Raw genomic sequence first — 15,312 nt, forward strand, 5'->3', positions numbered from 1 at the left:
GGCCGAGATGCCCGAACTCGGCCGGCTCACGGCCCGGCAGATCGCCGCGCTGGCCGGCCTCGCCCCGTTCGTGCGCGAGTCCGGCAAGTGGAAGGGCCGCGCCATGGTGGCCGGCGGGCGCAAGAGCGTGCGCACGGCGCTGTTCCTGGCGGCACTGACTGCCTGCCGGCACAACCCGGTGCTCAAGCTGTTCCGCGACCGGCTGGTCGCTGCCGGCAAGCCCAAGATCGTCGCCGTCGTCGCCGTCGCCCGAAAGCTCCTCACCATCCTCAACGCCATGATCCGGGATCAGAAACCATGGCAAACCGCTTGACGCCCAACACAGTCGCTGAGGAACTCGCGCCAGCGGGCCTCGAAGGAGCCCTCCAGGGATCACTGAGCCATCTGGAGCGCTCCTTCGAGGCCGAGCGATCTTCGATCGCCCGGCACCTCAGGATGAGGGAAGAGATTGGGATAACCCGGTGTTCGAACCGTCTTCCGAGTCCGCACCGTCAGACAGGTCTCTAAAACGGCAGCTTCATGCCGGGGGGCAGGGGCAGGCCCTTGGTCAGCTCGGCCATGCGCTCCTGCATGGTCGCCTCGGCCTTGCCGCGGGCGTCGTTGCAGGCGGCGACGATCAGGTCTTCCAGGATCTCGCGCTCGTCGGCGACCATCAGGGACGGGTCGATGCTGACGCCGCGCATCTGGCCTTTGGCGGTCATGGTGACCCGGACGGAGCCGCCCCCGGAGGCGCCTTGCACCTCGATCTCGTCGAGCTCGGCCTGCAGGGAGCCCATCTTCTCCTGCATGGCCTGAGCCTGCTTCATGATGCCCATCAGGTCGCGCATGCAGCTCTCTCTCGTCGCGTGAAGATCAGTCTAGGTGGGGATGGTCTCGGCGCGCCGCCACGTGCGGCAGTGCCTCCCCCTCAGAAGTCGTCGTCGGGCACTTCATCGGCCGGCACCGGGTCGCCGTCGCCGGTGATCGCCGAATCGGAAGTCGGAAGCGGCGCGGTCTCGCGCACGTCCACGATCTCGGCGCCGGGGAAGCGCGTCAGCACCTCGCGCACGAACGGGTCGGCCGCCGCGTTCTCGCGACGCGTCTCTGTGGCGGCCTTCACGGTGGCGTCGAGGGTCGGCGCGCCCTCTTCCTTCGAGATCGAGACGACCCAGCGCTGGCCGGTCCAGCGCTGGATCGCGGCGGCGATGTCGGTGGCGAGCGTCGCCCGGCCGCCGGGGGCCAGCCGGAAGTCGATCCGCCCCTCCTCGAAGCGCACGAGGTGCACGTCCCGCTCCAGAGCAGTCTTCAGCAGGATGTCGCGGTTGGCATCGGCCAAAGCCACCACATCCTCGTAGCGGGTCAGGCGCGGCGCGGGCGGCGCGGCCGGACGTTCCGCCGGGGCGGCCATCGCGGTCGGGGCCGTGGACACCATCGCTACCGGGGAGGCCACGGGCGGGGCGACCGGCATCGGCCTGGGGGCCGCTGCCACGGCCGCCTGTCCGCCGCCGCCGCGCAGGTCGGGGATCGGCGGCAGGGGCGGGCGACTGGAGGAGGGTGGCGCCTCCTCGGCCGGAGCCGCCGCGGCCTCGGCCTTGAGCTGGCGCAGGGCCTCGTCGGGGGTGGGCAGGTCGGCCGCGTAGGCGAGGCGGACGATCGCCATCTCGGCCGCCGCCAGCGGGCGCGGCGCGGCCTGGACCTCGGGGATCGCCTTGAGCAGGATCTGCCAGGCCCGCGACAGGGCGCGGATCGAGAGCTTTTCCGCGAACGCGCCGCCGCGCACCCGCTCGGTCTCGCTGAGCGTCGGGTCGGAGGCGGTCTCGGGCACGACCTTCAGGCGGGTCACGAGATGGGTGAAAGCCGCGAGGTCGGACAGCACCACCGACGGGTCGGCGCCGGAATCGTACTGCGCCCGCAACTCGGCGAAGGCCGCCGGCACGGCGCCGCGCATTACCGCCTCGAACAGGTCGAGGATCCGGGCCCGATCGGCGAGCCCGAGCATGTCGCGCACGCTCTGGGCTGTGACCGCGCCGGCTCCATGGGCGATGGCCTGGTCGAGCAGCGAGAGCGCGTCGCGCACGGAGCCTTCGGCGGCGCGCACGATCGCGCCCAGCGCCTCGTCCTCGGCTTCGACCTTTTCCGCCGCGCAGACCTTGGCGAGATGCGCGTGCAGGATCGGCGCCTCGACCCGGCGCAGGTCGAAGCGCTGGCAGCGCGACAGGATCGTCACCGGAACCTTGCGGATCTCCGTGGTGGCGAACACGAACTTGGCGTGAGGCGGAGGCTCCTCGAGCGTCTTTAAGAACGCGTTGAACGCCTTCTCGGAGAGCATGTGGACCTCGTCCACGATGTAGACCTTGTAGCGCGCCGAGACCGGCCCGTAGCGGATGCCGTCGATGATCGCGCGGACATCGTCGATGCCGGTATGCGAGGCGGCATCCATCTCCAGCACGTCCATGTGCCGGGATTCCATGATCGCCGCGCAGTGCAGGCCGAGCTCCGGCATCGACACGGTCGGGCCGGTATCGGGCACGCCGGCCCGGGCATAGTTGAGACCGCGGGCGAGGATGCGGGCGGTGGTGGTCTTTCCGACCCCGCGCACGCCGGTCAGCATCCAGGCCTGCGGGATGCGATTGGCCGCGAACCCGTTGGCCAGGGTCCGGACCATCGCGTCCTGGCCGATCAGGTCGCCGAAATTGGTGGGGCGGTATTTCCGCGCGAGCACCCGATAGGGCGTCGCCGCGTTGGCGGTGGCTGCGAACCCGGGCAGGCCCGGCTCGTCGTCAGGCGTGCCGGTCGAAGCGTCCATGCCGTGTCGGGTCGGGCTTCCGAGCGCCAGGAAATAGAGGTGGGAGGCTGGACGAAGACCCGCTCGGTCTCGTTAGGGCTGCTTCCTTCCGGACCTGACCCGGTTGGCGAGTGAAACGTCCCTCGCCAACCCCCCGCCGGCTATATGGCCGGGCTCTCGGACGAACGCAAGCGCCGGCTACTCGGCCTTGCGCTTGACCACAGCCAGGGTCTTGGGATCGAGCTTCAGGTCGAACTGCTTGCCGTTGGCGTCGATCGCGTCGTCGACCTCGATCATCCCGTCGTCGAGCTCGATCTCCTTCCACTTGGTGAAGCCCTCCTGGCGGAGCACGGCCTCGACCTTGGCCTGCTGGTCGGGCGGCAGCTTTTCGTCGGCCCGGGCGGTGGCGGTGAAGCCGGCGGACAGCGTGAGGGCGAGCAGGGGGATGGCGAGGCGCATGGCGGTCTCCGATTTTTATGGCGTGCCGGCTTTGAACAGGAAGACAGCGCCCGGGTTCCGCGCGATCCGCGATCCTCTTGAGCCCGCTTCGATTTTCCAGCACAGCTAAGGTTGCCCGTCGCGCCGCTCCGGCTCCGGGGTCCAGGACTGCCGACCTATGGTCACACGCGTCGCCACCGTGGCGTTCGAGGGGATCGAGGCCCGGTCCGTCGACGTGCAGGTCCAGATCATCCCGGGCAACGTCGTGTTCAACGTGGTCGGCCTGCCCGACAAGGCCGTGGCGGAATCGCGCGAGCGGGTGCGCGGCGCGCTGATCGCCTCCGGGCTGGCGCTGCCGGCCAAGCGGATCACCGTCAATCTCGCCCCGGCCGATCTGCCGAAGGAGGGCTCGCATTACGACCTGCCGATCGCGCTCGGCGTCATGGCGGCGATCGGGGCGATCCCGGCCGACGCGCTCGGCGGTTATTGCGTGCTTGGCGAGCTGGCGCTCGACGGCAGCATCACCGCCGTGAACGGCGTGCTGCCGGCGGCCATCGCGGCGGCGGCCCGCGGCCTCGGGCTGATCTGCCCGGCCGCGACCGGGTCCGAGGCGGCCTGGGCCGGGGGCGACCTCGACGTGCTCGCCCCGCGCTCGCTGATCCAGCTCGCCAACCACTTTAAGGGCAGCCAGGTCATGGCCCGGCCGGAACCCTCGGTGGCCGGTCTGGCGGGACCGCTGCCGGACCTCTCCGACATCAAGGGCCAGGAGGGGGCCAAGCGCGCCCTGGAGATCGCGGCGGCCGGCGGCCACAACCTGTTGATGAACGGTCCTCCCGGTTCCGGGAAATCAATGCTGGCCGCCCGGCTGCCCTCGATCCTGCCGCCGCTCACGCCCCGGGAATTGCTCGACATCTCGATGATCCAGTCGGTGGCGGGCGAGCTGAAGGACGGGGCGCTCTCGAACCGCCGGCCGTTCCGGCAGCCGCACCATTCCGCCTCCATGGCGGCGCTGGTCGGCGGCGGCCTCGGGGCCCGGCCCGGCGAGGTGTCGCTCGCCCATGGCGGGGTGCTGTTCCTCGACGAGCTGCCCGAATTCACGCCGCAGGTGCTCGACAGCCTGCGCCAGCCGATGGAGACCGGCGAGGTCATGATCGCCCGGGCGAACCACCGGGTGACCTACCCGGCCCGTTTCCAGCTCGTGGCGGCCATGAACCCGTGTCGCTGCGGCCAGGGTCTGGAGCCGGGCTATGCCTGCCGGCGGGGGCCGAACGAACGCTGCATGGCGCAGTACCAGGCGCGGATCTCCGGGCCGATGCTGGACCGGATCGACCTGCGCATCGAGGTGCCGGCGGTCACCGCCGCCGACCTGATTCTGCCGCCGCCGGCCGAGGGCTCTCGCGAGGCCGCCGCCCGGGTCGCCGCCGCCCGCATCCTCCAGACGACGCGCTACGCCGCCCGCGCCCTGCCGGCCGCCACCACCAACGCCACCTGCCCGGCAACCCTGATCGAGGAAGTCGCATCGCCTGATGCGGAGGGGACGGCCCTGATCCGGCAGGCGGCCGAGAGCATGCGGCTCTCCGCCCGCGGCTTCCACCGGACCCTGCGGGTGGCGCGCACGCTCGCGGATCTCGACGGGGAGGCGCAGGTGCGCCGGCTGCATCTCGCCGAAGCTTTGTCCTATCGGGGCCGGGGCGACGCGTCGGCGGCCGCCGCGTGAGCGAGGCGCTGACGATCACGCTCGGTCAGGCCAGCGCGGCCGGCCGCAAGGAGGCCAATCAGGATTTTCACGGCGCCCTGGTGCCGTCCCAGCCGGCGCTCGGCCTGAAGGGCATCGCGGTGGCGCTCGCCGACGGGATCAGCAGCAGCGCGGTCGGCGCCCTGGCGAGCGAGACCGCGGTCAAGAGCTTCCTCAGCGACTACTACGCCACCCCCGACACGTGGTCGGTGAAGTCCTCGGCCCAGCGGGTGATCGCGGCGACAAATTCCTGGCTCTACGCCCAGACGCGGCGCGGGCTCGATCCGCACGATGCCGACAAGGGCTACGTCACCACCTTCAGCGCCCTGGTGCTGAAGGCGCGCACCGCGCATCTCTTCCATGTCGGCGATGCCCGGATCTGGCGGGTGGCCGGCCGGTCGCTGGAACAGCTCACCGAAGATCACCGTGTCATCGTCTCGGCGGCGGAATCCTATCTCGGCCGGGCCCTGGGGGCGGGCGGGCATGTCGAGATCGACTACCACACGGTGAGCGTCGAGGCGGGCGACGTCTTCGTGCTCACCACCGACGGAATCCACGAGCATGTCCGCCCCCGGGACGTGGCGGCGTTGATCGCCGAGGCCGGGGACGATCTCGACGGCGCCGCCCGGGCGATCGTCGAGGCTGCGCACGAGGCCGGCAGCCCGGACAACCTCACCGTCCAGATCGTGCGGCTCGACGCCGTGCCCGAGGGCGAGCCGGCCGATCTCCTCGGCGGCGTCGAGGGGCTCGACCCGGCGCCGCTGCTCGACCCGCCGGCCGAGTTCGACGGGTACCGGCTGCTGCGCATTTTGCATTCCGGGCCGCGCAGCCGGGTCTACCTCGCGGTCGATGCGGAGATGGGGGATCCGGTCGCGCTGAAGGTGCTGTCGCTCGACCTGCGCGACGACCCGGCCCAGCGCAAGCGCTTCGCCCTGGAGGAGTGGATCGCCCGGCGGATCGACAGTCCGCACGTGCTCAAGGCCCATCCGCAGACCCGCCGCCGCAGCCACCTCTACACGGTGATGCGCTACGTCGAGGGCCAGACCCTGACCCAGTGGATGCGCGACCACGCTTCGCCCGAGCTGGAGGCGGTGCGCGGGCTGATCGAACAGCTTGCCAAGGGCGTGCAGGCCTTTCACCGGCGGGAGATGGTCCACCAGGACCTCCGGCCGGACAACGTCCTGCTCGACACAGCCGGGACCGTGCAGGTCATCGATTTCGGCGCCACCAAGGTGGCCGGGGTGGTCGAGGGCGATCCGCGGATCGACGCTGCCGAGATCCTGGGAACGGTGCAATACACCGCCCCCGAATGCTTTCTCGGCGAGCCCTCGACCGCGTCCTCCGACATCTTCGCGGTGGGCGTCATCGCCTACCAGATGCTCACCGGCCGGCTGCCCTACGGCGATCGGGTGCCCCGGGCCCTGACCCGGGCCGCCCAGCGCAAGCTCCGCTACGCCTCCGCCCGGGGCGTGCGGCCGCTGCTGCCGGTCTGGGTCGATGGGGCGCTGCGCAAGGCCGTGCATCCCAATCCCGCCCGGCGCTACCAGGCGCTCTCGGAATTCGTCCACGACCTCCGGTACCCCAACCCGGCCTTCACCGAGACGCGCCGGGCCTCCTTGCTGGAGCGGGATCCGCTGCTGTTCTGGCGGCTGCTGTCGCTGGTGCTGGGGCTCATCGCGCTGACGCTGGCCGGCATCCTGATCGCCCACCCGCCCCGGTAATGTGGAAGAGCCTGTTTGACCGGCCTTTCCCATTCTCAACCTCATCCCGAGGCGGCTTCACACGTTTCCCCTTGATGCCAACGCTTTGAAAAATAGTCGCTTTTCCCCTCCCCCTTGCGGGGAGGGGTCAGGGGTGGGGGTGGTGCAGGATCGAACGGAAAGGTGCCTTCTGCACCACCCCCACCTCCAACTCCTCCCCGCAAGGGGGAGGAGAGCGCGTCGCGTCTCGCTCGAAGCGCTGTGCCAAACACCTTGAAAGGGCTGAGGCTCTAAGGTTCAGCCGTCGAGCTCCGGATACCGGCGAAAGATCCCGTCCTCGTTGAACGGGATGCGCCGGTCGCTCGCGAGATAGGCGGCGATGCGTGGGCGCTGCGCCACCGCCTCGTGCAGCCGCGCGACATGGGGCGTGTCGCGCAGGGCCGCGGCGGACGCCTTCGGGAAGGCGTAAAGCAGGCCGGCGACGAGCTGGAACAGGGACAGGTCGGCGTAGGAGAGCGTCGAGCCGACCAGATGCTCGCCGCCGTTGGCTGTCAGCACCCGCTCGAAATACCCGAGAAACTTGGGGATGCGCTCCGCGCGAAAACCCTCGGCCCGGCGCAGCGCCTCGGGCTTCTGGTCGGCGTAGTACAGGCCGACGCCGAGGGGGTGGTGGGTGTCGTGCGCCTCGTCCACCGCATCCGCGATGGTGAGCTGAAGCTGGTGCGTCCAGATCCGGTCCGGCTCGGAGGCGCCGACGAGGTCGAGGCGCGGCCCGAGATACAGCAGGATCGCGGCACTCTGGCCGATCACGATGGCGCCGTCGCGCAGGAACGGCGGTGCGAAGGGCGGGCGCGGGTTCTGGGGATCGGCGAGGCGGTCGAGCATCGGCTCGATGCCGCCGTCGTCATCGTCCCGGCGGGCCACGTCGATGTAATCGACGCCGGCTTCTTCGAGGGCGAGGCGGACGAACTCGCCGCGCCCCTGGATCATCGGCCAGTAATGCAGCTCGTAGGGCATCGCATCTCCTCGACCGAGAAAACGCGGCGCTCGCGAGCGGTTCCCGCTCAGTTCGCCGGGGCGTCGCTGTCGGACACCTTCTCGGGCGGCGGCTCGGCGCTGGCCACCGCCTTGTGGGCGAGCATCGGCTGCAGATGCTCGGCGAGCTGCTGGTCGAGGTGCTTGACGTAGGCGCCCTTGAAGTAGCGCTCGCCGGTCTTGGCACCGTAGATCCGGTCATGCGCCTGGATCATCGCGGCGACCTCCGGGCGGCACAGGAAGCCGGTGATGCCCACGGCCTCGTACCAGTGGCCGGCCCGGGCCTCGGCGGTCGCCTTAGGGTTGGCCAGCACGGTCTCGGCAAAGCACTCCGTCGCCGCCTGTCGCAGGGGAGCCAGGACCTTCTCGGCGTCCGCCTGGTTCACCGCCGGAGCGGCCGGGTGGCGGTGAGGACGAGCCTGCGCGGTCGAGACGAGCGTGAGGACGGCGAAGGTGGCGAGGATCGTGGACTTCATGCGGGCGGCCTCGTCGGGTGTCCGAATGGCGTTCAGCATTCCCTCATGATTGCGTCGGGATCGGGGCTGAGGGGCCGCTGCATCCGCCCGATCTCGGGCAAGATGCGGACCATTTCGCGACCGTGGCCGCGCCGCCTCAGCCGCGCCGCTCGGCCTTCCAGCGGCCGCGGCATTCGAGGGCGCCGGAGGCGACCCAGGTGCCGGTCCCGAACCCGTTCGACCCGAGGCGGCCGGCGACGTTGGCGGTGGCGATGCCGCTGGCGATCGATCCGCGCACCACGCCGTTGCGGGTGACGCTGCCCTGCACGACGAAGGCGGTGCCGATGAACCGGGCCTGCCCGTGCTCGATCCGCACCGGATAGCGATAGGCCCGGTCGCAGGTACCGGATTCGGTCAGGATCTCGACGCTCCAGGTGCCGTCGAACCGGTCCGGGATCGGGACGCCGCGGGGGACGGCCTCCGCGGGGATCGCGTATCCGAGGATCAGGGCGGCGCCGATCAGGCACCAAAAGCGGTTTCGGCTCATGGCAGGGGATGGGGCAGGGGACGAGGCAGGCGCGGTTCGATGAGGCTTACGAGGCCGCGGGCGGGCGCATCGCGGCGCGGAGCGCGCCGGTGAGCAGGGCCACCAGATCGCAGCCGACATGCAGGAAGGCGTCCACGCCCGCCGCCTTCAGCGGGTCGAGCAGATCCGTCGGTTTGCCGGCAAGGTAGATCGTTCCGGCGCCCGCCTGCTTCAGCGCCTCAGCGGCCGGCACGGCCTGCTCGGCGTAGATCGCGTCGGTGGAGCAGATACAGACGAGCGCGGCGCCCGAGTCCCGGAACGCCGCCGCCAGCGCGGCCGGATCGGTGAAGCCGTCATTCGACAGCGCCTCGATGCCGCCGGCCGCGAAGGCGTTGGCCGCGAAGGTCGCCCGGGCGTTGAAGGCCGAGACCGAGCCGAGATTGGCGAGGAACACGGCCGGCCGGCGGCCGGTCTTGGCGAGATAGGCATCGGAGGCGTCCCGCAACGCCTCGAAGGGCTCCGCCAGACGGACCGCGGGCAGCGCATCGCACGCGACCGCCGAGCCGGAGCCGAAATTCGAGCTGGGTGCGGCCGTGACCGGCTTCACGTCGAGGACCGTCACCGGCTTCTCGGCGAGGTTCGGGAACTCGCTCGCCCCCGTCAGCGGCTCACGACGGGTCGCCACGGCTTTGGCGCGGGCCTCGCGGGTGACCTCGATACGCCGCTGCAGCTTGCCGACGCTGAGCGAGGCGACGATGCCGCCCTCCGCCTCGATCGCCTGGAACGCCGCCCAAGCCGCCTCGGCGAGTTGGTCGGTCAGGGCCTCGAACCCGCCAGCGCCGGCCGCCGGGTCGGCGACCCGGGCGAGGTGCGATTCCTCCAGCAGGACGATCTGGCTGTTGCGTGCCACCCGGCGGGCGAAGGCGTCGGGCAGGCCGAGCGCCTGGGTGTAGGGCAGGACCGTGACTGCATCGGCGCCGCCCATGCCGGACGAGGCGGCGGCCATGCCGGTGCGCAGGATGTTCACGAACGGGTCGCGCCGGGTCATCATCCGCCACGCGGTCTCGGCGTGGAGGCGCAGGGGCTTCGGCTCCAGACCGCAGGCCTGCTCGATCCGGGCCCAGAGCCGGCGCAGGGCGCGGAACTTCGCCACCGTCACGAACTCGTCGGCATCGGCGGCGAGCAGCACCGCGATCCGGTCGCGGGCGGTGGCGAGGTCGTGGCCGGCGGCTTCCAGCGCGCGCAGATAGGTGACCGCGGTGGCGAGCACGGCGCCGAGTTCGACCGCCTCGCCAGCGCCGGCCTCGTGGTAGGGGCGTCCATCGGCCAGGAAGGCCCGGCCACTGAAGCCCGCCGCTTCGAGATCCGAGACGGTAGCGGCCAGCCGCGGGGCGATCTCGCTCCAGACCGCGCCGAGGCTGCCGGTGGCGGCGAGCGTGCCGACCGGATCGATGCCGAGATCGAGATCGTAGGAAGACAGGTCCTCGCCCCGGTGCGCCGCCAGGGCCTTCACCAGACCGGCGACTTCGAGGCCGCGGGCGCCGGCGTCCAGGCGCAGGGCGATCAGCGGCAGCATCACGCCCTTCAGAACGGCGTCGAGGTCTTCGACACTCTGGGCGGTGAGGCCGTAGCCGCGGGCGGCGGGTGAGCCGGCAAACACCAGGGCCAGCGCGTCGGCGCCGCCTTCGAGGTCGGTCATCGCCTGGGCGTTGGCGACAGCGATCTCGGGATGGTCAACCCGCTGCGAGACCCGCCAGGGTCCCGGCTCGCGGAAGGGTTGAACGGTGGGGTCGGCCCGGGGATAGAGCGGCTCGATCCGCAGGCCGTCGCTCGTCCGGGAGACCAACCGCTTCTCGAAATCGGCGCCCTTCAGGACGCTGTCGACGAGGCCGAGCCAGCGCGCCCGGTCGGCGGGCTCGAACAGGTCGGCGAGCTTTGTGTCTTCCATCGGAACGTCCCAGGCCGCGGCGTCTTGTGCACCGCTTTCAGGGACTTGCCTCGCATGCCGCTCGGCCGGAGGCAATCACCCCTTGGGCGAGGATTGTTATCCAAGGATGATCAGCCCGGCGAAGCCCAGGGCGCCGACGATGATCCGCCACCAGGCGAACAGCCGGAACCCGTGGCGGGACACGTAGTCGAGCAGCACGCGGACCACGAAAAGCGCCGAGAGGAACGAGACGATGAAGCCGATCACGATCAGGCCGACATCGTCGCGCGACAGGAATTTGTAGTTGTCGAACAGGTCCTTCGCGAAGGCGCCGGCCATGGTCGGCATAGCCAAGTAGAACGAGAACTCGGTGGCGGAGCGCTTGTCGGCGCCCATCAGCATCGCGCCGACGATGGTGGCGCCCGAGCGCGACACGCCCGGGATCATGGCGAGGCACTGGAAGATGCCGATCTTCAGGTCCATCGGCAGGGTGAAGTCGTAGACGTCGGTCTTCTTCACATCGAGATCGGTGTCGTCGATGACGAGGAGCACCAGGCCGCCGGCGACCAGGGTCGCGCAGACGATCCACGGGTTGAACAGGTAGGCCTTGATCACCTTGGAGAAGAGGCCGCCGATGATCGCGGCCGGCAGGAACGCCACCAGGATGCCGATCACGAAACGGCGAGCCTGCGGATTGGTCGGCAGCGCGGTGGCGATGCCGATCAGCCGGCGGAAATACACCGCCAGGATCGCCAGGATCGCGCCGAGCTGGATCAGCACCTCGAAGGTGTTGTTGGGGGAGTGGAAGCCGATGAAGTGGCCGACCAGCAGCTGGTGACCGGTGGAGGAGACCGGGATGAACTCGGTCGCGCCCTCCACCAGGGCGAGCAGGACCGCCTTGCCGATGCTTACCGGATCCATTGTCGAGCCTCGCGCCGCGGGCGCGCGACCGCCCGTCTCGGACGCGTCGCGGACCATGGGAAAATTGCGCCCGGAGGCTTCGCCCATCAGGGTTGACGGGCAGTTACCGGAACAGGCGGCGCGTGTTAAGGGCTCGGCAACGATCGAGCAATAACGCTCGCTCTGAAGTCCTGCGCGCCGAAGATCTGCGCGCCTGGGCCGACGACCGGCGCGGGACTGGCCGCACCGTCAGACCGAACAGTCCGCACGGCCTCCATGGCGACCCTCTACCACTTCCCCTTCTGCGCGAATTCCCGGTTCATCCGTCTCGTACTCGCCGAGATGGGCCTGGAACCGACGCTGTTCGAGGAGCGCCCCTGGGAGCGCCGGGACGATTTCCTGCTGATCAACCCGGCCGGGGCGACCCCCGTGCTGCTGGAGCAGACCGGCCTCGTGGTGCCGGGCGCCGGGGTCATCGCCGAATACCTGGATGAGACCCGCGGCCTCGGCCTGTCCGGACGGCGGATGCTGCCGGACGACACGGTGGAGCGGGTCGAGGTCCGGCGCCTGCTCGACTGGTTCCTGATCAAGTTCGACTCGGAGGTGACCGGCTACCTGGTCAACGAGAAGATCTCGAAGCGCTTCATGTCGGCCCACGAGGGCGGCGGCCCGCCGGACATGAACGCGATCCGGGCGGCGCGGACCAACGTGCGCTACCACCTCAAATATATCGGCTACCTGATCGCGCGGCGGCGCTGGATCGCCGGCGACAACCTGACCTATGCCGATCTCGCGGCGGCCGCCCATCTCTCCTGTGCCGACTATCTCGGCGACGTCCCCTGGGACGAGGACGAGATGGCCCGCAACTGGTATGCTCGGATCAAGTCGCGGCCCTCCTTCCGGGGGCTGCTGGCCGACCGGGTGGCGGGCATGCCGCCGGCGGCGCATTACGCGGATCTGGATTTCTGAGCCCACGACGGATCTCTTTCGGCGCGGACCTGCGTCGCCTCGTCGAGGCGCGGGCGCAGCATCTCGGCTTCTGCGGGCTGCGGATCACCCGGCCCGACCGTTTGCCGGACCTGCCTGCCCGCTTGTCGCGCTGGCTGGAAGACGGCGCCCACGGCACGATGGATTGGATGGAAGAGCGCGCCGACCAGCGCGCCAGCCCGATCGGCCTGTGGCCCGGCCTGCGCAGCATCCTGGTGCTCGCCATGAGCTACCGCCCGGAGGACGACCCCCTCGACCTCGTGACCCGGACGGACCGGGGCGCCGTCGCGGCCTATGCCCGGCGCCGGGACTATCACGAAGTGTTGAAAGGCCGGCTGAAAGAACTCGGCGGCTACCTCTCCGCCAAGGGCGATGTCCGGGTGAAGGTCTTCTGCGACACCGCACCGGTGATGGAGAAGACGCTCGCCGAGGCCGCCGGGCTCGGCTGGCAGGGCAAGCACACGGTGCTGCTGTCGCGCGAGCACGGCAACTGGCTGCTGCTCGGGGCGATCTACACCAGCGCCGAGTTCGAGCCCGACGCGCCCGGGCGCGGCCATTGCGGCTCCTGCCGGGCCTGCCTCGATATCTGCCCCACCGACGCGTTCCCGGCGCCCTACCGCCTCGATGCAAGGCGCTGCATCTCGTACCTGACCATCGAGCATGTCGGACCGATCGCGGACGAGTTCCGGACGGCGATCGGCAACCGCGTCTTCGGCTGCGACGACTGCCTGGCGGTCTGCCCCTGGAACAAGTTCGCCCGCACAGCCGCCGATGCCCGGCTCGCCGCCCGGGCGGATCTCGAAGCGCCGGCGCTGGCCGATCTCGCCGAATTGGACGACGCCTCCTTCCGCAAACTCTTCGCCGGGACTCCGGTGAAGCGCACGGGGCGGGACAGGTTTCTTCGAAATGTGATGATCGCGGTCGGCAATTCCGGCGATCCGCGCCTCGCCGAATCCGCGATCGCGCGGCTGAACGACGATTCGCCGCTGGTGCGCGGCATGGCAGTCTGGGCCTGCAGGCGCCTGCTGGAACCGGGCGCCGTGCAGGCGCTGCACCGTCGGCACGCCCCGACCGAGACGGATTCCCATGTGCGCGACGAGTGGATCGCCGCCACCGCCTTGACGGAAACCCGGGCCGGCGAGACATCCCCGGCATGAATCTCTTCGTCTTCGGGCTCGGCTTCACCGGCCGCCGCTTCGCCGAGCGGGCGCGCGACCGCTTCCAGACCGTGCGCGCCACCGTCACCGATCCGGCAGCTGCCGCGCGGCTCGCCGCCGAGACCGGCTTCGCCGTACGAGCCTTCGGGCCGGAGGCCGACGATCCCCGCATCGCGTCCGACCTCGCCGACACCGACGCGCTCCTCGTCTCGGCGCCGCCCTCCGAGCAGGGCGACCCGGTGTTGCGGCGCTACGCGGAGGCGATCGCCGCGAGCCGGATCGGCTGGATCGGCTATCTCTCGACCATTGGCGTCTACGGCGACCAGGACGGCGCCTGGATCGACGAGACGACATCTCCCGCGCCGCGTAGTGCCCGGTCCCGGATTCGCGTGGAGGCCGAGACGGCCTGGTTCGATCTCGGCACCCGGACCGGCAAGGCCGTGCAGGTGTTCCGGCTGTCGGGCATCTACGGGCCTGGGCGCAACCCGATCGTGAAGCTGCGCGAAGGCCGCTCGCAGCGGATCGTGAAGGCGGGGCAGGTCTTCAACCGCATTCATGTCGACGACATCGCCACGACGCTGCTGGCCTCGCTGGATCGGCCGCGGCCGGGGGCAGTCTACAACGTCACCGACGATGAGCCGACGCCGCCCCAGACCGTCACCGAGCACGCCGCTGCGCTCACCGGCCTGCCGCTGCCCCCAGAGATCGATTTCGAGACCGCCGACCTGTCGCCGATGGCGCGCAGCTTCTACGGCGAGAACAAGCGCGTGCGGAACCGGCTGATCCGCGACGAGCTCGGCGTCACGCTCGCCTATCCGACCTATCGCGAGGGCTTGGCCGCGTTGAAGGATCAGGCCTGATCAGGCCTCGAGGTGGCGCGCGCGGATCAGGCGGCGCAGCAGGCCGCCGCGCGGGCCCGCCAGCATCGAGACGAGGTAGAGCGCGCCGGCGGCGAGCACGATGGCCGGGCCGCTCGGCAGGTCGAGGTGGTAGGATAGGCTGAGACCGGTCACGCTGGCGATCGCGGCGATCAGCATCGAAATCGGGATCAGGCCGCCGAGGTCGCGCGTCCAGAACCGCGCCGCCACAGCCGGCAGCAGCATCAGACCGACCGCCAATAGGGTGCCCAGCGCCTGGAAGCCCCCCACGAGGTTCACCACCACCAGCGCCAGGAAGGCCAGGTGGACGGGGCCGCCGCTGCGGCTGACCGTGCGCAGGAACAGCGGATCGACGCATTCCATCACCAGCGGCCGATAGATCGCGGCGAGCGCCACCAGCGTCAGCGTGCTGATCCCGCCGAGCAGGATCAGGGCGGCGTCGTCGAGCGCCAGGACCGAGCCGAACAGGAAGTGCATCAGGTCGATCTGCGAGCCGCGCAGGGACACGAGCAACACGCCGCCGGCCAGGGAGATCAGGTAGAAGGCCGCGAGGTTGGCATCCTCGCGCACCACTGTGGCCCGGGTCACCGCGCCGGCGAGCAACGCCACGACCAAGCCGGCGACCAGCCCGCCGAGGGTCATGGCCGGCAAGGACAGGCCGGCGACCAAAAAGCCCGCCGCGGCGCCGGGCAGGATCGCGTGGCTCATCGCGTCGCTCATCAGGCTCATCCGGCGGAGCGTCAGGAATACCCCGACCGGCGGCGCCGAGACCGACAGCGCGAGGCAGCCCGCCAGCGCCCGGCGCATGAA

15 protein-coding genes and 1 other RNA gene are annotated in these 15,312 nt (G+C 70.5%); 6 read left to right on the plus strand and 10 right to left on the minus strand.

Features of this window, described 5'->3' with window-relative positions:
* A partial coding sequence (locus BM228_RS20975; protein ID WP_139234144.1) for a transposase occupies window positions 1–313 on the plus strand: 313 nt, incomplete at its 5' end.
* Window positions 314–503: 190 nt separating this feature from the next.
* Here the strand turns inward: BM228_RS20975 and BM228_RS20980 are convergent.
* The 4 genes from BM228_RS20980 to BM228_RS20995 form a co-directional block, all read right to left on the minus strand.
* Window positions 504–827 (minus strand): YbaB/EbfC family nucleoid-associated protein, encoded by a 324-nt coding sequence (locus tag BM228_RS20980; protein ID WP_092043666.1) that lies wholly within the window; start codon window positions 825–827, stop codon window positions 504–506.
* A gap of 80 nt (window positions 828–907) precedes the next feature.
* Window positions 908–2,785, minus strand: coding sequence for a DNA polymerase III subunit gamma/tau (locus BM228_RS20985; protein ID WP_092043667.1), 1,878 nt, complete (start codon window positions 2,783–2,785; stop codon window positions 908–910).
* Between the two features lie 37 nt (window positions 2,786–2,822).
* An RNA gene (gene ffs, locus BM228_RS20990) (signal recognition particle sRNA small type) lies at window positions 2,823–2,921 on the minus strand.
* A gap of 41 nt (window positions 2,922–2,962) precedes the next feature.
* On the minus strand, window positions 2,963–3,223 hold the full coding sequence (locus BM228_RS20995) for a PepSY domain-containing protein (RefSeq protein ID WP_092043669.1): 261 nt from the start codon (window positions 3,221–3,223) through the stop codon (window positions 2,963–2,965).
* 157 nt (window positions 3,224–3,380) lie between these two features.
* On the opposite strand from BM228_RS20995, the gene BM228_RS21000 reads away from it, so the two are divergent.
* Window positions 3,381–4,919 carry a YifB family Mg chelatase-like AAA ATPase gene (locus BM228_RS21000; RefSeq protein WP_092043670.1) on the plus strand — a complete coding sequence of 513 codons (1,539 nt, stop codon included), beginning with the start codon at window positions 3,381–3,383 and terminating at the stop codon, window positions 4,917–4,919.
* On the plus strand, window positions 4,916–6,658 hold the full coding sequence (locus tag BM228_RS21005) for a bifunctional protein-serine/threonine kinase/phosphatase (protein ID WP_092043672.1): 1,743 nt from the start codon (window positions 4,916–4,918) through the stop codon (window positions 6,656–6,658). The genes BM228_RS21000 and BM228_RS21005 overlap by 4 nt, the downstream gene beginning before the upstream one ends.
* 276 nt (window positions 6,659–6,934) lie before the next feature.
* On the opposite strand, the gene BM228_RS21010 is transcribed toward BM228_RS21005, so the two are convergent.
* The 5 genes from BM228_RS21010 to BM228_RS21030 form a co-directional block, all read right to left on the minus strand.
* On the minus strand, window positions 6,935–7,654 hold the full coding sequence (locus BM228_RS21010) for a glutathione S-transferase (protein WP_092043673.1): 720 nt from the start codon (window positions 7,652–7,654) through the stop codon (window positions 6,935–6,937).
* Between the two features lie 47 nt (window positions 7,655–7,701).
* Window positions 7,702–8,148, minus strand: coding sequence for a hypothetical protein (locus tag BM228_RS21015; RefSeq protein WP_092043786.1), 447 nt, complete (start codon window positions 8,146–8,148; stop codon window positions 7,702–7,704).
* A 136-nt stretch (window positions 8,149–8,284) separates the two neighbouring features.
* Window positions 8,285–8,674 (minus strand): hypothetical protein, encoded by a 390-nt coding sequence (locus tag BM228_RS21020; RefSeq protein WP_092043674.1) that lies wholly within the window; start codon window positions 8,672–8,674, stop codon window positions 8,285–8,287.
* 46 nt (window positions 8,675–8,720) lie between these two features.
* Window positions 8,721–10,601 (minus strand): methylmalonyl-CoA mutase family protein, encoded by a 1,881-nt coding sequence (locus BM228_RS21025; protein ID WP_092043676.1) that lies wholly within the window; start codon window positions 10,599–10,601, stop codon window positions 8,721–8,723.
* A 96-nt stretch (window positions 10,602–10,697) separates the two neighbouring features.
* Window positions 10,698–11,501: an undecaprenyl-diphosphate phosphatase gene (locus BM228_RS21030; RefSeq protein WP_092043677.1), complete on the minus strand. Its 804-nt coding sequence runs from the start codon at window positions 11,499–11,501 to the stop codon at window positions 10,698–10,700.
* Window positions 11,502–11,756: 255 nt separating this feature from the next.
* Between BM228_RS21030 and BM228_RS21035 the strand changes: the two genes are divergently transcribed.
* From BM228_RS21035 to BM228_RS21045, 3 genes are read left to right on the plus strand one after another with little or no spacing between them, the layout of a single operon-like run.
* Window positions 11,757–12,449, plus strand: coding sequence for a glutathione S-transferase family protein (locus tag BM228_RS21035; RefSeq protein WP_092043679.1), 693 nt, complete (start codon window positions 11,757–11,759; stop codon window positions 12,447–12,449).
* Window positions 12,450–12,478: 29 nt separating this feature from the next.
* Entirely contained in the window at window positions 12,479–13,624 is a 1,146-nt protein-coding gene (gene queG / locus BM228_RS21040; protein WP_092043680.1) for a tRNA epoxyqueuosine(34) reductase QueG, read from the plus strand.
* Window positions 13,621–14,484 (plus strand): SDR family oxidoreductase, encoded by an 864-nt coding sequence (locus BM228_RS21045; protein ID WP_092043682.1) that lies wholly within the window; start codon window positions 13,621–13,623, stop codon window positions 14,482–14,484. The genes queG and BM228_RS21045 overlap by 4 nt, the downstream gene beginning before the upstream one ends.
* On the opposite strand, the gene BM228_RS21050 is transcribed toward BM228_RS21045, so the two are convergent.
* Window positions 14,485–15,309 carry a metal ABC transporter permease gene (locus BM228_RS21050; protein ID WP_092043788.1) on the minus strand — a complete coding sequence of 275 codons (825 nt, stop codon included), beginning with the start codon at window positions 15,307–15,309 and terminating at the stop codon, window positions 14,485–14,487.
* Window positions 15,310–15,312: the final 3 nt, after the last annotated feature.

The organism is Methylobacterium pseudosasicola (genome assembly GCF_900114535.1).
GTDB lineage: Bacteria > Pseudomonadota > Alphaproteobacteria > Rhizobiales > Beijerinckiaceae > Methylobacterium > Methylobacterium pseudosasicola.